Consider the following 22,279-nt stretch of genomic DNA (forward strand, 5'->3'; position numbering starts at 1 on the left):
GTTACGGCTGGGCGATCTTGTTCCGGTAGGCGTTGAGCGAGGTCGGCGCGTCCGGCTTCACCAGCTCCGGGAGCACCTTGTCGAACTTCGCGGCCAGCTTGAGGCTGGGCATCACCTTGTTCGGGTTGTTCGAGAACGCAACCGTGGCGGCGCCCCACGAGGAAGCGGCCTTGCGCTGGTTCGGGGTGCCGTGGTGGCCGGGCGAGCTGAACTGGCAGTCACCGACGTCGTAGAACGACTCCTCGACCTGCAGGATCTGGGCCGGCTTCATGCCGAGGCCCTTCTTGTGCGTGACGAAGTAGGTGCCGAACGCGTCCGCCATCAGCTCCGTGCGCCGCGTTGCCTCCGCGCCGGTCAGCGGGCTGTCGAAGAGGTTGTCCTCGTACTGCACGTGGTGCGACATCTCATGTCCGAGAACGGCGTTCGGCCCGACCTTGTTGAGGCCGATCGACTTCAGCGCGTCCAGGATCCCGTCGCCGAAGACCATCTTGTCCTTGAGCTTGCGGATCACCGGGTCCGGGTCGCCCTCGCCGGAGAACGCGAACGCATTCAGCGTGAAGATCGGGTTGTCGCCGTTCTTCAGCGCCGGGTCGCTCTCGACCATCGTGATCAGGTCCTTGGCGATGTCCGTGGCGTCGGCCGGGCCTACGCCATACATGAACTGCACGACGGAGGCCACGCGATTGACGTCGGTCAGCATGCCGCCGTGCATCGCCATCAGCTGCACGTTGTTCAGGCGGACGTCCCAGAAGCGCTGCGCGGTGCCGAACGTCGACGTCAGCCCGTCCTTGTATGCCGGCAGCAGCTGGAAGCCCGCGCCCTTCGGGGTGCCGTTCAGGATCGCGTCGTACGTCGGGACGTCCAGGCCGCCCAGCAACTGGATGAGGAACAGATTGAACGAGTCGACCGGCTCGAGGATCTTGTCGACATACGCGTCCAGCTTGGTCGGGCCGCACTCATAGTCGGAGGGATCGATCGCTGCGGCCGAGCGCCCCTTCGACGCAGCGGTCATCTTGGACAGCTTGGTCTTGAGGACTGCCGTGACGGGCGACTCCTCGATGCCCACGCGCTGGCGGGCGGCATCACGTCGGGCCTGCCAGTCGGCCGGCAGCTTCTTCAGAATGCGCTCGTAAAGCGCTTTGCTGTCAACGGCTTTCGCCTGGCTGGCGACGGCCTGGTGGTTGTTGCCCGCGGTGGCAGCCGAGGCGCTGGAGCTGACAGCTCCGGACATCGAGACGGCCAGGACGGTCATGGTGCTGAATGCGCAAACGCGTGTCAGTTTCACGGTTTCTCCCTCTGATGGACCACGACGGGATGTGCGGTCGCGTCCTCATCGTGAGATGAACCCGTCAGTAGGGTTGCAGGCACTTACCAAACAATTCCCAGGTGTTTACCAAGTTCTGACCGGGCATGGGTGCCGGGCGGTCACTCCCGGGGCAGGTTGAGCCAGTAGATGTCCCGCTTCCGCGCGCCGGGCGGCGCCGACTCGGCGGTGTGCCGGTCCCCGAAACGGGCGAGTGCGTCGCTGACGATCTGGTCGAGTTCGTCGGCCTCCTCGTCGGTCAGGTGGATGCCTCCCACCTGACTGATCGATGCGTGATCGTCCGGGTTGTCGCGCTCGATCATCTCGGTCACGGTCCGGGTGACCCGCTTGATGAACGTGCCGAGCAGCGTGTTCGCAACGCCGGCGGGAATGTTCGCGCTCGCCGCATCGCTGATCTTGATCGAGTCGGCCGCGAGCCTCCAGGGGCGCTCGCGGCCGTCCTCGCTGTCGACCCGTTCGACGATGCCCCAGCGCTCCATGGCTCGCAGGTGGTAGCTCATGGCCGAGGGTGTGATGCCGCACCGTCGCGCGGCCTCGGTCGCGGTCAGGACCTCGCCACCGCTGAATTCGTCCAGCAACTGCTGCCGAACCTCGTGCGCCAGCACCCGGATGGCACGCGGATCCGTCAGCGTGAGGGTGCGTCGTCCCGTCATACCGCCATCGTGCCGCACGCGATGGTCAGGGTGTTCTACGGTCGAGCACGTGGAACGCGTCGTGGTGCAGATCGACTCCGACGCCACGCTGCCGTTCTGGCGCGGGGCGCAGGTCTTCCGGTTCGCGTCGGTCGTCTATGCGGTCGGTGCGCAGATCGTGTCGGTCAACGCGAAAGCTCCTGCCGGGTCAGGGATTCCGGCATACAGCCATCCGATGATCAGTTGGCTGCTGATCGCCCTGCTGGTGATCTGGTCCGGCGTGAGCGGGCTGGTCTACGCGTTCGAGCTGCTGCCACGACCGCCGATGGTCGTCGTCGAGGTCGTCATCACGGTGCTGCTGATCGCGTCGACGGTGTGGGTCGTACGTCCGGAGTACTTCCATCATCACCAGAGCCTGCCGTCGACGTTCTGGATCACCAACGCCGTGGTCTCCGTCGCGCTGCTCTGGGGCCCGATCGCGGGCGGCGTTGCGGGAGTGGGCTTTTCGCTGCTCAGTCTCGGGATCGAGCAGCAGATGCACAACCTCGTCACCGATGCCACCACGCCGATCCTGCTGACGGTCGGAGTGACGCTCGGCGTCGGCGCACGCATCGTGTCGCGTGCCCAGCAGGAGCTGTCGGCGGCGGTTCGGATGCAGGCGGCGACCAAGGAGCGTGAACGGCTGGCCCGGGAGGTGCACGACGGGGCACTGCAGGTCCTGGCGCTGATGCGCCGTCGGGGTGCGGACCTGGGCGGCGACGCCGAGGAGTTGGGCCGCCTGGCCGGTGAGCAGGAGCAGGCGTTGCGCACGCTGATCAGTGAACAGGCCGCCGTGCCCGGCATCGACGAGTCGACCGAACTGCGCAGTCGGTTGCAGGCAGTGCTCCCGGCGTCGGCCGCCTTCTCCGGGCCTGCCGATCCGGTGTACCTGTCGAGTTCCGCGGTGACCGAGCTGGTGGCCGTGGTCCGCACCGTACTGGACAACGTCGAGCGGCACGCAGGTGACGAAGCGCGGGCCTTCCTGCTGCTGGAGGACCTCGGCGACGAGATCGTCGTCACCGTCCGCGACGACGGGCCCGGCATACCCGAGGGGCGGCTGGCGGAAGCGGCGGCCGAGGGCCGAATGGGAGTCAGCCAGTCGATTCGCGGCCGGATGGCCGACCTGGGCGGCGAGGCGCTGATCGAGACGGGACCCGACCTCGGCACCGAGTGGGAGCTGCATGTTCCGCGCACCTGACACGGCAGGATGAGGTACGTGACCGATACGCAACCGACGAGGGTGATGGTGGTCGACGACCACCCGATGTGGCGCGACGGCGTGAGCCGCGACCTGGAGGGCTCGGGTTTCGTGGTCGTGGCCACGGCCGACAGCGTGGCCGCGGCCGAGACGCGCGCGAAGGCGACGCAGCCGCAGGTGGTGCTGATGGACATGCAGCTGCCGGACGGCAACGGTGCTGAGGCGACCGCCCGCGTCCTCGAGGTCGCACCGGACGCACACGTCCTCGTGCTGTCCGCGTCCTCCGAACGCGACGACGTGCTGCAGGCGGTGAAGGCGGGCGCTTGCGGCTACCTCGTCAAGAGTGCGTCCGCCGCCGAGTTGCTCGAAGCGGTCAACGCGACCGCCGAGGGCCAGGCCGTCTTCACTCCCGGACTCGCCGGCCTCGTCCTCGGCGAATACCGGCGTATGGCGAGCGAGCCCACGCCCGCCGGAGCCGAACCGACTCCGACCCTCACCCCGCGCGAACTCGAAGTGCTCCGACTGGTCGCAAAAGGCCTGAGCGCCAAGCAGATCGGCCGCCGACTCGATGTCAGCCACCGCACCGTGGAGAACCACGTGCAGGCCACGCTGCGCAAGCTGCAACTGTCCAACCGCATCGAACTCACCCGCTACGCGATCGAGCACGAGCTCGACTGAATCCTTGGCTTCGACTCCTCGCGCCCCAGACTGCCGCGTGGCTCGCAAGCTCGCTCACGCTGCCGTCTGGGCCGGTCGTCGTCTCGCGTTCCCTGTGCTTCGTTCGCGGGGACTTGCGTGCGGCGACGGTTCCGACAACCCCCATGCCCTCTGAGTAGTCGTACGCAGGTCGTCCCGTCCGCACTGAAACATGCTGGGACGCATGAACACGACACCGCAGAATTCAGGTCCCAATGGGCCGGGCATGCCCTCGGCCAACCAGTTCCCCGGTCAGCCCGGCCCCGCGCCCGCCAACCCGTTCGCGGCACCCGCACCGCCGTACCACCACGGTCCCCGTCCTCCGTACCAAGGAGGGCGGGGACCAGTCATGCCGCCGATGATGCAGCCGCGCAAGGCGCCGTGGTGGCAGCGGGAGGGAGTCGTCAGCAAGCTGCTGGTCCTCACCGGCGGCGCGATCACGCTGATCGGCGTGGTCATGTTGCTGGTCATCGCCGCTCACGCCGGGCTGCTCAGCCCGCAGGTGCGGGTCACCGGGGGCGCGCTGCTGTCCGTCGTCCTGATCGGTGCCGCGCTCTGGATCCACGACCGCCCGGGTGGCTCCATCGGCGGCATCGCACTGGCCGGCACCGGCATCGCCGGCCTCTTCATCCTCACGGTGGCCGTCACCACCTTCTACGAGTGGGTCCCGTCGGTCGGCGGCCTCGCGATCGCGGGTGCGGTCGCCGTGGCATCCGCCGTGCTCGCGATGCGGTGGAACTCGGAGCTGCTCGCAGTCTGTGTGACGATCGCCGTCGCCGCTCTGGCCCCGGCACTCACCGGTGGCATCACCGACACGCTCGTGTGGTTCACCGTCATCCTGCAGGTCGCGGGGCTGGTGCCCGAGCAGGTGAAGCGCTGGGCGTGGCTCAGTCTCGCCCGGACCCTCCCGGCGATCGCCGTGACCGCCGTGTACGTGATCGGCCACCAGGGTGAGGCGGCCATCGCGGCAGCCACCGCGGTTCTCGCGCTCGGTGTCGTCTCGGTCTTCGCCACGCGCGGCGCCGACGACGAACTGCACGCGACGAACTTCTTCCTGACGGCTGTGCCGCTCTTCGTCCTGCTCGTGAACCTCGACCGGGACGTCGCACTTGTGCTGGGCGGGATCGTTTCCGTCGTGATGGGTGCCGGCGCTCTGGGTCTTCGGTCGCTGACCGTACTGCGGCGCGTTGCGTTCGCGGCGGTCGCCCTGATCAGTGCGATGGAGGCCTGCTTCGTCTTCACCCACGGCGAGTGGCTGCCGGTGCTGTTGTTGGTGCCCGGTCTGCTGGTCACCGTCGCCGGTCGCACGACGAAGTCGCCGGTCGCCGCCATCGCGGGCGTCGTCCTCGGCGGCGTCGGCGGGACCGTCTACCTCACCTTCGCCACGCCGGAGATGCTGGCCGACGCCGGTATGGCGACCGCGCACCTGTCGATCGGGACGACGCTCGGCGGCCTGCTGCTCGCCCTCTGGGCGGTCTTCGCCGGCCTTGTCACGCTGGACTACGTGCCCGAGATTCCCCGCAGCGGAACCATCGGAACGGCCGGAGCGGTCGTGCTCTACGGGGCGACTGCGGCAGCGTTGTCCTTCGGCTCCGCGGTCGGCGGGACGCCCGGTTTCCACACCGCTCACCTGGGTGTGACGGTCATCTGGATCACCACGGCGATGTCGGTCCTGGCGGTCGGCCTGCGGTTCCCGCAGTACGCGGCGGCCACCCTGGCCGGCGGTCTGATCCTGGCCGGTTGTTCCCTCGCCAAGCTGTTCCTCTTCGACCTGTCGACGCTCGGCGGGGCGACACGAGCCGCGGCGTTCCTCGTGGTCGGCCTGGTGATGCTCTTCGCCGGCTCCCGGTACGCGCAGGCCTTCGCCCGGATCCGTGGCGAGCAACGCCAGCCGCAGGTGCCGCTGATGCCGCAGCACTGAGCGCTCTCCGAACGGCCCGACCTTCCTCGAAGGTCGGGCCGTTCGCGCGTGGGGTGGCGCCGAACGATGTGAAGCAGTAGTTTCATATATATGAAAGAAAAGCTTCAGGAATCGTTGTGGCGGCACCGCGACGTACGACTCATCGTTCCGGCCCGAGCCCTCTCGGTCTTCGGCGACGGGCTGCTCTCGGTCGTGTTGCTGTTGCGCGTCTACGACTCCGGTGTCGGCCCATGGGGCATCACCGGGCTGCTCATCTGCGAGGGAGCGCCGCTGATCCTGCTGATCGGGCTCGCCGGCCGAGTCGCCGATCGGTACGACTCCCGGCACGTGCTGGCCCTGGCGCTGGGCGGCCAGGTCGTCGGCTGCCTGGCGCTGTCGATGTTCGACGATCTGGTGGCAACGTTCGCGCTGACGCTCGTCGTACAAGCGGGGCAAGCCTTCAGTGGACCGACCTGGAGTGCGCTGACACCGCGCATCGTCGGGGACGAAGCCCTGGGCAAACTGGTCGCGCTGCAACAGGGTTTCAGCATGGCGCTGCTGCCGGTCGGAGCCGCGGCCGGCAGCGTGCTGTACGGCTGGACGAGTGCACGCCCGGTCATCCTGCTCGATGCCGCGACCTTCGCGCTCTTGCTGTGCACTGCCCTCGCCGTGCGGACCAGGCGCGGCGGCGCCCGCGACGAGACGATGCAGCGCGCGGGAACGGGGTCGGCGACCGGCGGGCTACGCATCATCCGATCTGATCGGCTGTTGTGGCCGCTCCTGGTCACCGCTCTGGGCATGGTGCTGGCCGCGGGCGGGACGAACGTGCTCGACGTGTTCCTGGTGCGGGACGTGCTCGGAATGTCCGCCGGCTGGTACGGCGTGACCGAGGTGGCGTTCACGGTCGGTGCCATCGGCGGGTCGCTGTGGGCGGGCCGGATCGACCAGGACCGCACGAGGGTGCGGGCGACGCTGGCGGGGTTCCTCGCCATAGCGCTGGGCGTGCTCGCGTTCGGTACGGCGCCGACATACTGGCTGATCCTGGTGCTGTGCGTCGAGATCGGCGTGGCGCTCGGCGCCATGAACGCCTGCTTCGGCACGCTCCTGATCACCCGGACGCCCGATGAGGCGCGGGGGCGGGTGTCATCGTCAGTCAACGGGCTGATGCAGGTGACGAACGTGACTTCGCTGGTCGTCTTCGGCGCGATCGGCACGTCGCTCGGCGTGCGCAACACCTACCTGTTCGCCGGTGCGCTGTCGGTCGTGCTGGTCTCACTTTCCGCGGCGCGCGTGCTCACGCGGGTGAGCGGCGAGGGTGTAGACGCCGCCGGTGCGGACCGCACGCTGGCAGCGTCGACGGACTGACTGTGGGACGGGCGCAGGCTATTCGCCGGCTGGCGCCTGCGCGGCCGTCTTCTCGCGGCGGTGCTTGAGGTACTCGTAGAGCATCGGGATGACCGAGAGGATGACGACGAGCATGATCGCGACGTCGATCTTGTCGCCCAGGCCCGGGAAGGCCCGGCCGAGCACGACGCCGGCGAACACAACAATCGCCACCCAGAGCACTGCGCCGACCGCGCTCCAGGTGAAGAAGCGCTTGCGGTCCATCCGGCCGGCGCCGGCGACCAGAGTGATGAAGGTGCGCACGATCGGCACGAAGCGACCGATGACCAGCGCCTTGTTGCCGTGCTTGTCGAAGAACTGGTTGGTCTTCTCGAAGTACTCCTTCTTCAGGATGCGGCCGTCGCGTTCGTAGATCGGCTTGCCGACGGCGCGACCGATCTCGTAGCCGACGACGTTCCCGGCGAACGCCACGATCATCAGCAGGGGCACCGACACGTAGAGCGGCACGTGGAAGTTGTACTTCGCGCTCGAACTGAACAGGCCGATCGCGAAGAGCAATGAGTCGCCCGGCAGGATCGGGAAGAGGACACCGCACTCGATGAAGACGATGAGCAGCGCGATGACGAAGAACGCACCCCCGAACTGATCGAGGAGATACGTGGGGTCCATGAAGCTCGGGCCGAGGGAGTGCATCACGGGCGCAAGCGTACGTGAGGCCCGTTGAGGGGACGCTGAGAGAGAAACCGGTGACGACTGGGTGTTGCCGGTGCGGCATACCTCGGGTGGTTGCAGGGTTCTCGGGCTCCAGCGGACAACTTCTGTCCGCTGACTCGTCGATGATGGACCCATGGCAACGACGACGGCGCGACTGCTGCAACTGCTCGGCCTGCTCCAGGCGCAGGCGGTGTGGTCCGGGGAGGAGCTCGCGGAGCGCCTCGGGGTGACCACCCGGTCGGTCCGACGGGACGTCGACCGGCTGCGCGAACTGGGCTACCCAGTGCAGTCCAGCCGCGGCACCGGTGGCGGATACCAGCTCGGTGCGGGTCGCGCGCTGCCCCCGCTGCTGCTGGATCAGGACGAGGCGGTCGCGGTGGCGGTCTGCCTGCGGCTGGCCGCCGGTGGCACGGTCGCCGGTGTGGGGGAGGCGGCGCTGCGCACCATGGCGAAGCTGGACCAGGTGATGCCGGCCGCCATCCGAGCACACGTCGCGGCGGTGCAGGAGGCCACCGTGACCGTCGAATATCAGGCCACCACTGTGGACGCCGATGCGCTGCTGACCTTGGCCAGAGCTGTCCGGGAGCACCACCAGGTGCGGTTCGACTACACGGCGCGGGACGGCGCCGCGTCATACCGGAGGGCGGAGCCCTACTGCCTGATCGCAACCGGAAGACGTTGGTATCTCATGGCATTCGACCTCGATCGGAAGGATTGGCGTTCGTTCCGGCTGGATCGTATGGCGCAGGTGCGGGCCTCGACCTTCGGCTTCACACCGCGGGAGGCGCCGGATGCGGAGGAGTACATCCGGCAGTCGGTGCACTCCGGGTGGGAGAGCGAGGCCACCGTGCGGTTGGCCTGCCCGATGGCGGACGTCGACGACTACGTCGCGCGCTGGGGGACGCTGACAGCGGTCGATGACGATCACTGCGACCTGCACGTGGGCGCGCAGAGTCTGGACGCGATGGCCTGGTGGTTACTGCGCCTGCCGACCGACTTCGAGGTGCTGGACAACGAGGACCTGGTCGCGGCATACCGGCGACTGGCGACCCGGACGGCGAAGCTGGCGGGGCATGCGGTTGGCTGAGTGACCGTGGACGAGCAACCTGAGGTGGCCGAGGAGCGAGGAACGAGCGTCTCGAGGTCCCTCGACGTCGGTGTCGGACCGTATGTCGGGGAGTGGCCGACGTTGCCCGACGGCACGACGGATCCGCGGTTCGACCCCGTGCTGCTGGCTGAGGGGGACCGGCGCAACGTCGAGGACCGCTACCGGTACTGGACGCACGACGCGATCGTCGCGGACCTGGACGAGCACCGGCACGACTTCCACGTGGCGGTCGAGAACTGGGGCCACGACTTCAACATCGGCTCGGTGATCCGGACCGCGAATGCCATGGGTGCCAACGCTTTTCACATCGTCGGCAAGCGGCGCTGGAACCGTCGCGGTGCGATGGTGACCGACCGCTACCAGCACGAGTTCCATCATGCCGACGTCGCGTCGCTCGCCGCATGGGCTGCCGGTGAAGGGCTGCCGCTGATCGGGATCGACAACATCCCCGGCAGCAAACCGATCGAGACCTACGACCTGCCCCGACGGTGCGTGCTGGTCTTCGGCCAGGAGGGACCGGGTCTCACGGCGCCGATGCAGGAGGTGTGCGTGGACGTCCTGCACATCGAACAGTTCGGCTCGACCCGCTCGATCAATGCCGGTGCCGCTGCCGCGATCGCGATGCACGTGTGGGTACTGCGGCACGTGCACGGCTTCGGCGGCTGAACCTTCCGCGTTGTGGCCTGCAGATCGTGCGGTGGGGCGCACTTTCTGGCGGCCTGTAAGTCGGGCGCGACACGAATCGGTGCTTGGCCCTGCAGATCGTGCGGTGGGACGCACTATGTCGCGGCCCGTGAGTGGCTAGACCTCCTCGGCCACCTTCATTCGTCAGCGGCGGGCGACCTGGTAGGTCAACCACATGGCGCCGCTCGGGGCGATGAAGGACTCGGTCAGCGTGAGCGGGGTGAGATCGGTGATCCGCTCGGTGAGTCGCCGGCCGACCGGGTCCAGGATCGGCGCGACCGTCAGTTGCAACTCGTCGACCAGACCATCGGCCAGCAGTGCCTGTGCCAGGGTGATGCTGCCGTGCACGCCGACGTCGCCGGTGGTGCCGGCCTTCACCTTGGCGACGATCTCCGCCAACGGACCGGACACGGCCTCGGCGTTGGTCCAGCCGCCGTCCAGCGGGCTCGACGTCACGACGTACTTCGGGATGTTGTTGATGAAATCGGCGAAGAGGTCGTCGGACGTGGGCCAGAAGCGGGCCCACTCGTCATACATGCCACGGCCGAGGATGACGGCGGTCTGGCTGCCGATGAGCTGTCGGAACGGCTCCTCCATCTCGTCGTCGAACTCCGGCGGGGCGGGCTCGGAGGAGTCGGCGGGTGGGAACAGGCGGTTCGGGTCGTCGACCGCCCCGTCGAGCGAACAGATGGAGTAGAGAACGAGCTTGCCCATGAGAGATCCCTTCGGCGTCCGGTGTGTACATCATGACGACGAGCGAGGACGCCGGTCATCGACAACCACCGAGACGTTTTTCGTGAATCTGTCGATTCGGGTTCGGCACACGCGTCATGGTGCTGTCAGAGGATGTGAACGACGCGAGTTGGAAGGAAACGAACTCATGACGGAGTACATGATCGTGATCGTGGGTGACGCCGACCGCTGGTGGACCACCATGTCTGCCGAGGAGCGCAAGCGTGGGTATGCCGAATACGGCCGGTTCTCACAGGAATTGGTCGAGCGCGGACACAAGATCACCGGTGGTGCCGAGCTGCACGCGACGACCGAGGCGAAGCGGCTGGCGCCCGGCACCGGGGCGGTGACCGACGGCCCGTTCGCCGAGTCGGCCGAACAGGTCGGGGGCTTCTTCATGGTCGAGACGGACAATGTGGACGACGTCGCCGAGTGCTGCAAGATCCTGACCGCGCTCGGCGAGGGCGTCGAGATCCGGCGGACCGTCCGACCCGAGGAGCGTGCGTCATGACCAAGTATCTGATCCTCATCGCCGGCACGGCCGATGAGTGGAACAACGCCACGCCGGCGGATCGCGAGCGTTGGCACCAGGATCACGTCACCTTCGGTCGTGAGGTGGGTGACGCGATCCTGGGCGGCGAGGCGCTGGACGGGCCGAGCACGGCGACGACATTGCGCCGGCGCACCGGCAGCGTCGAGCTCACCGACGGGCCGTTCGCCGAAACGGCGGAGCAGATCAACGGCTTCTATCTCGTCGAGGCCGCGAACCTCGATCAGGTCGCGAAGTGGTGCGAGATGCTGCCGGAGATCTATTCGTTGGAGATCCGGCCGTGCATTCGGATCGAGGGACTGTCGGATTGATCGACCCCCTCGAGGTCGTATGGCGCGACGAGTGGGGCCGGTTGCTGGCCCTGCTCGTCGCGCAGACACGTCGGCTGGATCTGGCCGAGGACGCGCTGGCCGACGCCTTCGAGCGCGCGGCGCAGACCTGGCCGGAAGCGGGTATGCCGGACAACCCGCCGGCGTGGCTGATGACGGCCGCCAAGCGGCGGGTGCTGGACCGGCTGCGCGCCGAGGCCGTCGCTGCGCGGAAGCAGCCGCTGCTGGCAGTGGAGGAGGGCAAGCGGCAGGCGGATCTTGGTCTCGATACGGCGTCCCCCGCTTCGCTCCTCCCGCCTACTCGACCCGCGAACTCTGACCTCTTGCGGTTGGTATTGCTCGCCGCCCACCCGTCGTTGAGCGAGGAAGCGGGGGCGGCGCTCACCTTGCGGCTGGTGCTCGGTGTGTCGACCGCCGACATCGCGCGTCTCTTCCTGGTGCCCGAGCCGACCATGGCTGCCCGACTCACCCGCGCTCGCAAGAAGGTCGTGGCGGCGGGAGTGCCACTCGCCATACCGGATGACGAGGTGTTGCCGCAGCGGCTGGAAACCGTTGCGCGCGTTGCGTACCTGGCATTCACTGCTGGGTATGCGCCGGGCAGTGGCGAGGACGTCGTCCGCGCCGAACTCGCCGGTGAGGCGATCCGCCTGGTGCGGCTGGTCCGGGCCACCGGGCGCGTTGCCGCGGACAGTCCGGCACTGTGTGCGCTGCTCGCGCTGTTGCTGCTGCAGCACGCGCGGCGCGACGCCCGGGTGGCGTCGGACGGCGCGTTGGTGCTGTTGCCGGAGCAGGACCGGACGGCGTGGCATCGCGACGAGATCGAGGAGGGCCTCGCGTTGTTGGGGGAGCTGACCGGTGGGCACTCGGTCTCGATACACCCTCCCCCGCATCGGCACCCCACGAAGTTTCTCCCCCGCTTCGCTCCTCCGAATACTTCGCAGGGACCCCGCCGCTCCTCCGGGCACTCGACCGGCATGGAGATGGAGAGTGCGCTCGCGGCGGAGTACGTGCTGCAGGCGCTCATCGCGGCCGAACACGCGCGCGCCGCGCGCCCGCAGGACACCGACTGGCCGGCCATCGCCGACTACTACCGGCAACTCGAGCAGCTCACCGGGTCGCCGGTGGTGCGGCTCAACCGTGCCGTCGCGGTCGCCGAGGCGGGAGACCTGTCGAACGCGCTGCGACTGCTCGACGGGTTGGACGACCGGCTGCCCCATTCGCACCGCCTGCCCGCCGTGCGCGCCGAACTGCTGGCGCGCGCCGGGCGCCATACCGAGGCAGGTGCGGCATACGACGTCGCGATCGAGCGGTGCGCCAACGAACCGGAGCGGGAGCAATTGCTGAGCAGGCGACGGGCGCTGCCGATCGGTTGATGAGCAGCCCGTCCGCACGACGGGTCGCGGATGGTTGGATAGTGGGAACGCACCGTTCGCCGACGCCTGCAGGAGGGCCTCCATGCCGATCGCGACCCCTGAGAAATACGCCGAGATGCTCGATCGGGCCAAGAAGGGCGGCTTCGCCTATCCGGCCATCAACGTCTCGAGCAGCCAGACCCTGAACGCCGCGATCAAGGGCTTCGCCGACGCCGGCAGCGACGGCATCATTCAGGTGTCGACCGGCGGTGCGGAGTACTTCTCCGGCCAGGGCGTCAAGAACATGGTGACCGGCTCGCTGGCCTTCGCCGCCTTCGCACACCAGGTGGCCAAGGCGTATGACGTCAACATCGCACTGCACACCGACCACTGCCCGAAGGACAAGCTGGACGGTTTCGTGCGTCCGCTCCTCGAGGCGTCGACCGAGCGGGTCAAGCAGGGTGGGCTGCCCTACTTCCAGTCGCACATGTGGGACGGTTCGGCCGTCGAACTGCACGAAAACCTCCAGATCGCAGAGGAATTGCTCGCCAAGTGCAAGGCCGCCAAGATCATTCTGGAGATCGAGGTCGGTGTCGTCGGTGGCGAGGAGGACGGCGTCGAGGGCAAGATCGACGACAAGCTCTACTCCACGCCGGAGGACGCCATCGCGACCGCGAAGGCACTCGGCACCGGTGAGCAGGGCTACTACATGACGGCTCTCACCTTCGGGAACGTGCACGGTGTCTACAAGCCGGGCAACGTCAAGCTGCGACCCGAGGTCCTGCAGAAGGCCCAGGCAGCGGTCCACGAGCAGTTCAAGACCCCCGACGACAAGCCGTTCCACCTGGTCTTCCACGGCGGCTCCGGCTCCGACCCGAAGGAGATCGCCGAGGCCGTCTCCTACGGCGTCGTGAAGATGAACGTCGACACCGACACCCAGTACGCCTTCACCCGCCCGATCGCCGGCTGGATGATCGGCAACTACGACGGCGTGCTGAAGATCGACGGCGAGGTCGGCAACAAGAAGCAGTACGACCCGCGTGCCTGGGGCAAGGCCGGTGAGACCGGTATGTCGGAGCGCGTCGTCGTGGCCTGCGAGAACCTCGGATCGGCGGGCAAGCATTCTTGAGCGCCGTCCTGAGCGAGGCACGAGCGAGGACCGGAGCGATGGGAAGAGGCGCGACAGCATCATGAGTGAGAACCTGCTCGGTATACCCGAGACGAAACTGCCTGTGGACCCTGCGAGTTCAGCGCTCGAACAGGGTGTCGACCCGCGCGACGTCGCGCGCTCGTACCCCAGCTCGTCGTTGGCCTGGGCGACCCTCGCGGAGGACGCCATGGCGGACGGCGACGTCATCGAGAGCTACGCGTTCGCCCGCACCGGATACCACCGGGGGCTCGACGCGCTGCGTAAGTCCGGGTGGCGCGGCCAGGGTCCGGTCCCGTGGGAGCACGAGCCCAACCGTGGCTTCCTGCGTGCGCTCGGCGCGCTGGCCAAGGCCGCGGGCGAGATCGGCGAGACCGACGAACAGCGTCGGTGCGCGGACTTCCTGCGCGACTCCTCCGCGACCGGCGCTCGCGAGCTCGGTCTCTGACAGGACACGCCATGGAGGGTCGGCTGGGCGTCCTCGGCGTCGGAGCGCAGGGCGAGGAGCTCTACCGACATGTGCTGCGGTCGCCCGGCCAGACCCTCGCCGCGCACGTCGCCGCACTCGGCTGGACCGACTACGAGGCGGAGCACGCCATCGAGCAGCTGCGTGCCCGTCGGCTGGTCCGGTTGACCGACCTGGGTGAGGTCGTCGCGGACCATCCGCGGGCGGCTCTCGAACGCGTCGTCAGTGCGGAGGAAGCACGGCTGGCGACGCGGCGCCAGGATCTCGCGCGGGTGCGCGACGCCATCGATAGTTTCGTCACCGATCACCGTGCGGGACAAGAGCTTTCGACGTCGGACCAACCGTTGCGCGAGCGGGTCGATCAGGCAGTGCTGACCTCCGTGCACGAGCACCTGGTCGCATCGACGGTCGGCGTCATACGACAGGCGACCGGAGGTGCACCGCGTGCACTCGACGACTACCCGACGGTGCGCCAGCAGCTCGGCGCGGGTCGGGAGCAGCGCACGCTCTACCTGCCGGAGACACTGCACGAACACTCCGACGTGCTCAGCGCCTGGGCGGACCTCGGGGAGCACCAGCGCATCGCCGCCGGTCTGCCGTCCGAGTTCGTCGTCTTCGGCGAGGAGGTCGCGATCGGCACGACCGAGTGGGGGCGCGGCGGTGGCGACCACGTGCTGCTGCGCGACCCGATGGTGGTGGCGGCCTTCATCGCGCTCTTCGACCGGCTGTGGGCCGCGGCCTCACCGACCGGGCAGTCCGATGACGCGTCGGGTAGTGCGTTGGTCGACTGGATGCAACAGGGGCTGACCGATGAGGCGATCGCCCGCGCGATGGGTGTGTCGTTGCGCACCGTACGGCGACGGATCGCGGCGATGATGAGCGAGCACGACGTGAGCACCCGATTCCAGCTGGCGCTGCGCATCGCGGAACGCCGGCACAAGTCCTGAGGGCATCCGGAACGCCGGCACAAGGCCTGAGGGCATCCGGAACGCCGGCACAAGGCCTGAGGGCATCCGGTCCGTTGGGCCGTCCGGCAAGACGCGTCGGTGAGACGCTGTGTCCGTTGTCGATCAGTTGCAAGTCGTCGGCCAGTGCGTACCCGCTGGATGTGGCGAGCGACGTCCTCAATGTCCGCTGCCCGGTCACTGCTCTCACTACTCCTTCGCCTCGCGTTGTCGGCTGGAACAGCATCGGCTGTCCGCACAGACATCGATCGCACGGAGACCTCCGTCGGATTCGCGAGCGGGCATACCGTCCTCTTCGAGTCAGTCAGCGCGGAGGCCGATGTGATCGCACAGGTCTGGTTCATCCTGGGCATGGTGCTGATCGTCGTCATCGCTCGCGGACTGGGCCGGCGATTCGGCATACCCGTGACGATTCTGCTCACGTTGATCGGTCTGGTCTATGGGTTCCTACCCGGGCCGAAACTGCCACTCGAACCCGAGCCGGTGCTGCTGCTGGTGCTTCCGCCACTGCTCTACAGCACCGCCCGTCGATCAAGCCTGATGGCTGTGCGAGCGAACCTGCGCCCGATCATCAGTCTGTCCGTCCTGCTCGTACTGGTCACCGCCTTCAGCGTCGGCATCGTGCTGAGTGTCGTCGTACCGGCCATGCCGTTCGCCGTTGCCATGATCCTCGGAGCGGCCGTCGCACCGCCCGATCCCGTGGCGGCACTCTCGATCGGGCGTCGCGCCGGCATGCCGCCGCGGCTGACAACGTTGATCGAGGGCGAAGGCCTGCTCAACGACGCGACGGCCCTGACGACGTACCAGTTGGCAGTCACCGCGGCGGTGACAGGGGCGTTCTCGTGGACGACGGCCACAGGTCTCTTTGCCCTGACCGCAATCGGCGGGCTGGCGGTCGGAACAGTCGCGGCTGTTCTCATCCAACGCGCGCGTCCGTGGTTGAAGGACCCGTTGACTGCGAACGCGGTGTCGCTCGCTGCGCCCTTCGTGATCTATCTGGTGGCCGAACGGATACATGCCTCAGGGGTATTGGCCGTCGTGGTTGCCGGCTTGATCATCGGTCACAACGCCGGACAGGAAGAGACAGGTGCCGCCCGATTGCAGACCGGAGCGGTCTGGCAATTGGTCGAGTTCCTCCTCGAAGGCTTCATTTTCCTGCTGATCGGACAGCAATTGCCGGGTGTCCTGTCCGATCTGCGGTCGGAACGGGCCGGCGTCGTTGTCACCGCCGCGCTGGTGACCGTGGGCGTGGTTCTCGCGGTGCGACCGCTGTGGCTGGCCGTCACTCAGCTTGTTCCGAGCCGCCTGCACGCGCGCCTGGGCATTCGCTCCAACCAACGTCTCAGCGGTCGCGAGGTGGTGGCACTCACCTGGTCCGGCACCCGTGGGGTGATCACTCTTGCCGTCGTGTTCGCCGTGCCCTTCACCACCGACAACGGGGACCCCGTTCCGGGTCGGGCGCTGGTGGTCTTCTGTGCGTATGTCGTGGTGCTGGTGACCCTGGTCGCGCAGGGCCTGACGTTCGCACCCCTGCTGCACAAGCTTGACCTGCGGGCCAACGCAGCCGAGGAAGAACTCGTGCGCAATGCTGCGCGGCTCGCTGCGATCGACGCTGCGCGTGCAGACGTGTCCGATCAGCTCCGCCGTGGGGAGATCGGTCCTGACCTGGCGACGACCTTGAATGCAGCGATGGCCGCACGGGCCGATCGGTTTCGCGCGCGCGAGGCTGCTCTCGAGGACACCGAGGACGGACGGATCACCTGGACCGAGGACTACGAGTCCACCCTGCACGCACGTCGTGCTGTCATCGATGCCGAACGACGCGAAATCCGCCGATGGCGTGACAGCGGAAGCCTTTCGGACGCCAGCTGGCGGATGCTGCGTGGGGAACTGGATCACGAGGAGCGGACGGTGCTGAGCCAGTGAGTCGAACAGTCGGACCGCCCATCGTTATCGGCGCGTGCGAGCATGAGCATGCGACACCTGTCAAGGATTGCGAGGGAGCGACCGCGTGACCGACACCGAGCTCACCCGACTGGCGGCCTGGGCCGGTGGCCGGTTGCCCGAACTGCGGGACCTGGCGTATGCCGCGATCCTTGAGCGCATGACGATGTATCGCAGCGACGACATCGTCCCGCCGGACGACCTGCGCGCCTCGATCGAGCAGAATCTGCGTTTCATGCTCATGGCACTGGCCGACCCGGGGGCGCCATTGGACCTGACGGCACCGAGCGATACCGGTAGCCGCCGCGCGCAACAGGGCGCACCGCTGCCGGAGGTGATCCGCGCGTACCGGATCGGCTTCGCCACGTTGTGGGGGGCCCTGCTCGAGCAGGCCCGCGTCGAGGGATCACCTGCGCTGCAGCACCAACTGCTCGATGCCGTGGAGCAACTCTGGGCCATCACCGACGAGCATGCGCTGGCGCTCACCGAGGCCTACCGAGCGACGGCGGCACGAATGCTCGTTGCGCAGCAGCGTCGACGGTCGGCGCTGGTGGAAGCGCTACTCTCGGGTCAGACCGGCGAACGCGTGCCACCTTGGGAAGCCGCACGCTTGCTCGGCTTCGGACCGGATTCGAGTCTCGTCGTCGTGGCAGCAGAGACTCGGGGTGTGGTGCAGGAGAGTTTGAACGGCATCGAGGAGAGCCTCGCCCGGATCGGTGTCGTGTCAGCGTGGCGCCTGTCCCCGGCCCTCCAGTTGGGTGTGCTGTCGGTCGGCCCCATGCAACGCGACGACACCCTCGACCTCCTCCGTGAGCACGCCACGACCCGCACCGGGGTCAGCCCGCTCTACTCCTCCCTGATGGACACCCCGCGGGCGCTCCACCTCGCGCGCGTGGCGCTCGGAGAAATCGCACCGGGGAAGGCCGAAGTGCGCATGTTCGACACCAGCCCGTTGGCAGCTCTCATGGCGTGCGAGCCCGGGGAGGGCAAACGCCTCGTCGCGGAGGTGCTCGGATCGGTCTTCGACCTGCCCGCCGATGACCGGAGCACGTTGATGGACACCCTGCTGGCCTATCTCGGCAACGGCGGGTCGGCTGAACGTGCCGCGAAAGTCCTTTACTGCCACCCCAATACGGTGCGTTACCGCTTGCGACGACTGCACGATCTCACCGGTCGATCGCTGTCCGACCCGAGCGCGGTCGCCGAGTTGGCAACCGCCGCCTACGCCTGGCGGTTCGAGGAGTCCCGTCACCCGACGAACTCGTCCTGATCGCCGCATCGTTGTTCCGGCTCACTCACTGGCTTGTCGTGGGTGTCAACGTCCGGGCACGGCACTGGCCGGTGGGGTGAAGCAGGTGTATTCAGAGGATGGTGCGCCGCGCCTCCCAGGCGGTGACACACGCCCGGGAACATCCGAACCACGAACAGGACGCCTCACATGGGACACCACAAGTCGAACAAAGAGTTGCGCGATCATGCCGGCGAGCAACGACGCGAGCACGACGAACGTCGCCAGGAGATCCGAGATGAGGTCTTCGAGGACACCGACGGTGGCGTGGATGACCTCGGCTCGCAGGACAGGCGCCGCGACGAGGAGCTGAGCAACCCGTTCGAAGGCTGACATGACCGACCGGAGCCACGAGTTCACCTCCCACCCGCACAGTGACCCGCACGAAGTGGGCGACGCCGATCCGGCCAGCGAAGGCTTCGCGGCCGGCCCGGAGGTCTCGGTCACCCGCGCCGACGCCCAGGGCGGTTACGGCCCGCAGGACACCAAGAGTTTCGCCCAGCGGAACTACCACCACCCGGCTGCCGGGTGGGGTGCGGCGACCTCCGTCATGAAGGTGCTTGCGCGAGAGCGCGAGCCGGTCAAGGGCACCTGGGCGATGCTGCGAATGAACCACCCCACCAAGGGTTTCGACTGCCCCGGGTGCGCCTGGCCGGACGACCCCGGCGTGGCACTCGACATCTGCGAGAACGGCATCAAGCACGTCACCTGGGAGATGACGCCCAAGCGCACGACGCCGGAGTTCTTCGCCGAGCACACCGTCGCGGAGTTGCGTACCTGGACCGATTTCGCGCTCGAGGACCAAGGGCGACTGACGCACCCGATGCGGTATGACGCCACCAGTGACCGCTACCTGCCGGTCGACTGGGCTGATGCCTTCGCGCTGATCGGTGAGCATCTCCGACGGATCGAGCCGGACCAGGCGTCGTTCTACACGTCCGGGCGGCTGAGCAACGAGGCAACCTTCCTCTACCAGTTGTTCGCGCGTGAATACGGCACGAACAACCTCCCGGACTGTTCCAACATGTGCCACGAGGCGTCCGGGCGTGCCCTGCAGGCGTCGCTCGGCACCGGGGTCGGGACCGCCGACCTCGCCGACTGGGACAAGGCCCACGCGCTGTTCATCCTGGGTGTGAACGCAGCCTCCAACGCCCCCCGCATGCTGACCACCCTCGCCAAGGCTTACCGGCGTGGTGCGCAGATCGTGCACGTCAACCCGGTCGTGGAGGCCGGCTCCACGCGCACGATCGTGCCTCACGAGGTCGTCGACATGGCGCTGTTCCGGTCCACGCCGACCAGCACGCTGAACCTGCAGGTCCGTCCAGCGGGTGACCTGGCGTTGCTGCGCGGCATCGCCAAGGCAGTCTTCGAGGCGGCGCAGGACGACCCGACTGCGCTCGATCGGGAGTTCCTGGAGCAGTGCACCCACGGCTTCGAGGACTACCGCAAGCTGGTGGAGGCGACCGAATGGTCAGAACTGGAGCGGCAATCCGGTCTGACCGAGTCGGACATCCGGTCTGCAGCGGAGGTCTACCTGAAGTCCGAGCGCACCGTCGTGAGCTGGTGTCTCGGCCTCACCCAGCACGAGCACAGCGTCGACACCACGCGGGAGATCGTGAATCTGCTGTTGCTGCGCGGGAACGTCGGCCGGGAGGGCACCGGCCCTTCACCGGTGCGCGGACACAGCAATGTGCAGGGCAACCGGACCTGCGGCATCGACCACCGCCCGAAGGACGACTTCTTGGATCGGTTGGGCGAACACTTCGGCTTCGAGCCGCCACGTCACTGGGGTATGGACACCGTTGCCACGCTGAAGGCGATGTATGACGCGCAGGTGAAGGTCTTCTTCGGCATGGGCGGCAACTTCGCGCGGGCGACGCCCGACCCGTCATACACCGAGCGGGGCCTGATGAACTGCGACCTGACGGTTCAGGTCAGCACCAAACTCAACCGCAGCCATCTCGCGCACGGGCGAGACGCACTGATCCTGCCGTGCCTCGGTCGCACCGAGCGCGACATACAGGACACCGGACAGCAATCGGTCAGCAGCGAGGATGCGATGAGTTCGGTGCAACTGTCCAAGGGCAGCCGGCGCCCCGCCTCGCCGCACCTGCTCTCCGAGCCGGCGATCGTGGCCGGTGTCGCCAAGGCCGCGCTGCCGGACAGCAATACGCGCTGGGATTGGTATGTCGCCGACTACGACCGGGTTCGCGACGCGATGGCGACGGTGATCCCACGGCTGGCCGACTACAACCGGAAAGTGCGGCAGCCCATGGGATTCCGCGTCCTGCAACCGGCGCGGGACCGTGTCTTCCTCACCGACAGCGGCCGGGCGGAGTTCTGTTTGGCACCGTTGCACGACGAAGTGCCTGACGATCCCGAGGTGCTCGTACTGCAGACGTTCCGCTCGCAGGACCAGTGGAACACCACCATCTACAGCGACGACGACCGCTACCGAGGGATCAAGAACCTGCGCACTCTGGTCTTCATGAACAAGGACGACATGCGAGACCGCGGACTGGCCCAGTGGGACGAGGTATCCATCGAAGCGACCTCCAAGGACGGCAGCCGTCGCCGGCTGGACGGATTCCGGGCGGTCGAGTACGCCGTTCCACGGGGCAGCGCTGCCGGCTACATGCCCGAGATGAACGTGCTCATCGGACCCGCCGACTACAGCAGCCAGAGCGACCAACCGCTCATGAAGAACCTGAAGGTGCGCATCACCGTTCTGGACGGCAAGCCCTTGGTCGAGTCGAGATCGGCTGACGAGACAACGCCGCCTGCTCAGCCGACCATTTCGTCCTGACCCGAGGAAATGGCCGGCTGCTCGGGGACGAGCAAGTAGACGATCGAGCCGTCGTCGGTGAAGCCTGCCGCCAGCGGTAACCCGGCGGCCGAGTCGTTCGCGGCGAATCGCCAGCCCCTCGAGCGCAGCCACTCGGCCATCTGCGAACTGCCCTCCTCGTAGCGGCGGTGCTCGATGACCGACTCGAAGGACAGGCCGCCGACCACCGTGACCCGGGTCTCATACGAGATGACCCAGTTGTCCTCCCCTGCCGGGACGACCAGGATGCCCACCGCTTCGTCGAGATCCAGGATCGCCGTGTGCCCGCCGGTGACGTGCCGGCACAGACGCGACTCCTCAGTCATTGCCGACCTGCCGCGTGCCCGCTCCGACTGTCCACCGTCCAGGGACGATCTGCAGGTCACTGACGACCCGCACCACACCGGGTCCGCACCAGGCGGCATCGGCAACGGCGTCACGCAACCGGGCCGACCGGGCGACACCGTGCAGGGTCACGACGCCTTCCGGCGAAGTGCCGATCGACACCTCCCCGGTGGTGACTCCGACCGTCCGTGAAATGGCCCGGTGGATCTCCGATCGCAGGTCTGCCGGCGGCGGTGACGCCGGAACGATTTCGATATCCGCCGTGACGCCATACACGCCGACCGTGTGAGAGGCAGCGTCGTCTGCAGTGGTCAGCTGGAAGTGCCAGGAGACCTTTCCGGTGAGAGTGACCCACCCTTCGTCGACCTGCACGTCTATGCAGCATCCGCACAGGCCGCTGTTGTCGGCGAGTGCCGTCTCGATCGCCGCACGCAGTTGGCCGTCATCCCGACGGACGGCGTCGGCGAGCTCGACCTCCAGAGCGTCGTCGACCTTGCTGACACCAAGTACTCGGCCCGCGGCGGCGCACGCCGCCCGCTTCTGCGGATAACTACCGACCGTGCCACGGAGGGTGACGACGGTGTTCCGCACCGTTGGAGCAAGCTCGCGGTCATCGACCCGGGGGTCCCAGGCCAGTTCGTCAATGACTGCGGCATGCAGTTCGTTGTCGGTTGCCACCATGTTCGTACACCGGCTCT

General features: G+C 67.6%; 22 protein-coding genes. 16 read left to right on the plus strand and 6 right to left on the minus strand.

Features of this window, described 5'->3' with window-relative positions; translation table 11 throughout:
* Nucleotide 1: 1 nt before the first annotated feature.
* Both ACZ50J_RS02720 and ACZ50J_RS02725 read right to left on the minus strand, forming a co-directional pair.
* Nucleotides 2–1,285, minus strand: coding sequence for a hypothetical protein (locus ACZ50J_RS02720; RefSeq protein WP_464299755.1), 1,284 nt, complete (start codon nucleotides 1,283–1,285; stop codon nucleotides 2–4).
* 140 nt (nucleotides 1,286–1,425) lie between these two features.
* Complete coding sequence (locus ACZ50J_RS02725; protein ID WP_464299756.1) at nucleotides 1,426–1,977, minus strand: ArsR/SmtB family transcription factor; 552 nt, start codon at nucleotides 1,975–1,977, stop codon at nucleotides 1,426–1,428.
* Between the two features lie 49 nt (nucleotides 1,978–2,026).
* Between ACZ50J_RS02725 and macS the strand changes: the two genes are divergently transcribed.
* The 4 genes from macS to ACZ50J_RS02745 all read left to right on the plus strand — a co-directional run bounded on the left by macS (nucleotide 2,027) and on the right by ACZ50J_RS02745 (nucleotide 7,154).
* A complete protein-coding gene (gene macS / locus ACZ50J_RS02730; RefSeq protein WP_464299757.1) occupies nucleotides 2,027–3,193 on the plus strand; it encodes a MacS family sensor histidine kinase in 1,167 nt (388 codons plus the stop codon).
* Nucleotides 3,194–3,202: 9 nt separating this feature from the next.
* Nucleotides 3,203–3,871, plus strand: a complete 669-nt coding sequence (locus ACZ50J_RS02735; protein ID WP_464299758.1) for a response regulator — start codon at nucleotides 3,203–3,205, stop codon at nucleotides 3,869–3,871.
* A gap of 367 nt (nucleotides 3,872–4,238) precedes the next feature.
* The gene (locus ACZ50J_RS02740) at nucleotides 4,239–5,810 is read left to right on the plus strand and encodes a DUF2339 domain-containing protein (protein WP_464299759.1); all 1,572 of its coding nucleotides are present in this window, start codon (nucleotides 4,239–4,241) and stop codon (nucleotides 5,808–5,810) included.
* 90 nt (nucleotides 5,811–5,900) lie between these two features.
* Nucleotides 5,901–7,154 carry an MFS transporter gene (locus ACZ50J_RS02745; protein WP_464299760.1) on the plus strand — a complete coding sequence of 418 codons (1,254 nt, stop codon included), beginning with the start codon at nucleotides 5,901–5,903 and terminating at the stop codon, nucleotides 7,152–7,154.
* A gap of 18 nt (nucleotides 7,155–7,172) precedes the next feature.
* On the opposite strand, the gene ACZ50J_RS02750 is transcribed toward ACZ50J_RS02745, so the two are convergent.
* Nucleotides 7,173–7,826, minus strand: coding sequence for a DedA family protein (locus ACZ50J_RS02750; RefSeq protein ID WP_464301298.1), 654 nt, complete (start codon nucleotides 7,824–7,826; stop codon nucleotides 7,173–7,175).
* A gap of 154 nt (nucleotides 7,827–7,980) precedes the next feature.
* On the opposite strand from ACZ50J_RS02750, the gene ACZ50J_RS02755 reads away from it, so the two are divergent.
* The gene (locus ACZ50J_RS02755) at nucleotides 7,981–8,934 is read left to right on the plus strand and encodes a helix-turn-helix transcriptional regulator (RefSeq protein WP_464299761.1); all 954 of its coding nucleotides are present in this window, start codon (nucleotides 7,981–7,983) and stop codon (nucleotides 8,932–8,934) included.
* A gap of 6 nt (nucleotides 8,935–8,940) precedes the next feature.
* Entirely contained in the window at nucleotides 8,941–9,621 is a 681-nt protein-coding gene (locus ACZ50J_RS02760) for a TrmH family RNA methyltransferase (RefSeq protein ID WP_464299762.1), read from the plus strand.
* A 162-nt stretch (nucleotides 9,622–9,783) separates the two neighbouring features.
* Here the strand turns inward: ACZ50J_RS02760 and ACZ50J_RS02765 are convergent, their stop codons facing one another.
* Complete coding sequence (locus ACZ50J_RS02765; protein ID WP_464299763.1) at nucleotides 9,784–10,353, minus strand: dihydrofolate reductase family protein; 570 nt, start codon at nucleotides 10,351–10,353, stop codon at nucleotides 9,784–9,786.
* A 166-nt stretch (nucleotides 10,354–10,519) separates the two neighbouring features.
* Here ACZ50J_RS02765 and ACZ50J_RS02770 point away from each other — a divergent pair, with 166 nt between their 5' ends.
* From ACZ50J_RS02770 to ACZ50J_RS02815, 10 genes are all read left to right on the plus strand, one after another.
* Nucleotides 10,520–10,882: a YciI family protein gene (locus ACZ50J_RS02770; protein WP_464299764.1), complete on the plus strand. Its 363-nt coding sequence runs from the start codon at nucleotides 10,520–10,522 to the stop codon at nucleotides 10,880–10,882.
* The gene (locus tag ACZ50J_RS02775) at nucleotides 10,879–11,232 is read left to right on the plus strand and encodes a YciI family protein (RefSeq protein ID WP_464299765.1); all 354 of its coding nucleotides are present in this window, start codon (nucleotides 10,879–10,881) and stop codon (nucleotides 11,230–11,232) included. Before ACZ50J_RS02770 ends, ACZ50J_RS02775 begins: the two co-directional genes overlap by 4 nt.
* On the plus strand, nucleotides 11,229–12,623 hold the full coding sequence (locus tag ACZ50J_RS02780) for an RNA polymerase sigma factor (protein ID WP_464299766.1): 1,395 nt from the start codon (nucleotides 11,229–11,231) through the stop codon (nucleotides 12,621–12,623). The genes ACZ50J_RS02775 and ACZ50J_RS02780 overlap by 4 nt, the downstream gene beginning before the upstream one ends.
* Before the next feature lie 82 nt (nucleotides 12,624–12,705).
* Entirely contained in the window at nucleotides 12,706–13,731 is a 1,026-nt protein-coding gene (fbaA, locus tag ACZ50J_RS02785) for a class II fructose-bisphosphate aldolase (protein ID WP_464299767.1), read from the plus strand.
* A gap of 61 nt (nucleotides 13,732–13,792) precedes the next feature.
* Nucleotides 13,793–14,197, plus strand: a complete 405-nt coding sequence (locus tag ACZ50J_RS02790; protein ID WP_464299768.1) for a DUF3151 domain-containing protein — start codon at nucleotides 13,793–13,795, stop codon at nucleotides 14,195–14,197.
* 11 nt (nucleotides 14,198–14,208) lie between these two features.
* Nucleotides 14,209–15,162: a hypothetical protein gene (locus ACZ50J_RS02795; protein ID WP_464299769.1), complete on the plus strand. Its 954-nt coding sequence runs from the start codon at nucleotides 14,209–14,211 to the stop codon at nucleotides 15,160–15,162.
* A 339-nt stretch (nucleotides 15,163–15,501) separates the two neighbouring features.
* A complete protein-coding gene (locus ACZ50J_RS02800; RefSeq protein WP_464299770.1) occupies nucleotides 15,502–17,106 on the plus strand; it encodes a Na+/H+ antiporter in 1,605 nt (534 codons plus the stop codon).
* An 85-nt stretch (nucleotides 17,107–17,191) separates the two neighbouring features.
* On the plus strand, nucleotides 17,192–18,394 hold the full coding sequence (locus ACZ50J_RS02805; RefSeq protein ID WP_464299771.1) for a PucR family transcriptional regulator: 1,203 nt from the start codon (nucleotides 17,192–17,194) through the stop codon (nucleotides 18,392–18,394).
* A gap of 168 nt (nucleotides 18,395–18,562) precedes the next feature.
* Nucleotides 18,563–18,745 (plus strand): hypothetical protein, encoded by a 183-nt coding sequence (locus ACZ50J_RS02810; RefSeq protein WP_464299772.1) that lies wholly within the window; start codon nucleotides 18,563–18,565, stop codon nucleotides 18,743–18,745.
* A gap of 1 nt (nucleotide 18,746) precedes the next feature.
* Nucleotides 18,747–21,218: an FdhF/YdeP family oxidoreductase gene (locus tag ACZ50J_RS02815; RefSeq protein WP_464299773.1), complete on the plus strand. Its 2,472-nt coding sequence runs from the start codon at nucleotides 18,747–18,749 to the stop codon at nucleotides 21,216–21,218.
* On the opposite strand, the gene ACZ50J_RS02820 is transcribed toward ACZ50J_RS02815, so the two are convergent.
* Together ACZ50J_RS02820 and ACZ50J_RS02825 are read right to left on the minus strand one after the other, a co-directional pair.
* Nucleotides 21,197–21,562, minus strand: coding sequence for a hypothetical protein (locus ACZ50J_RS02820; RefSeq protein WP_464299774.1), 366 nt, complete (start codon nucleotides 21,560–21,562; stop codon nucleotides 21,197–21,199). The two genes, ACZ50J_RS02815 and ACZ50J_RS02820, sit on opposite strands and share 22 nt — an antisense overlap.
* Nucleotides 21,555–22,262, minus strand: a complete 708-nt coding sequence (locus ACZ50J_RS02825) for a BON domain-containing protein (protein ID WP_464299775.1) — start codon at nucleotides 22,260–22,262, stop codon at nucleotides 21,555–21,557. Before ACZ50J_RS02825 ends, ACZ50J_RS02820 begins: the two co-directional genes overlap by 8 nt.
* Nucleotides 22,263–22,279 lie beyond the last annotated feature (17 nt).

It is taken from the genome of Flexivirga sp. G2, assembly GCF_055397625.1.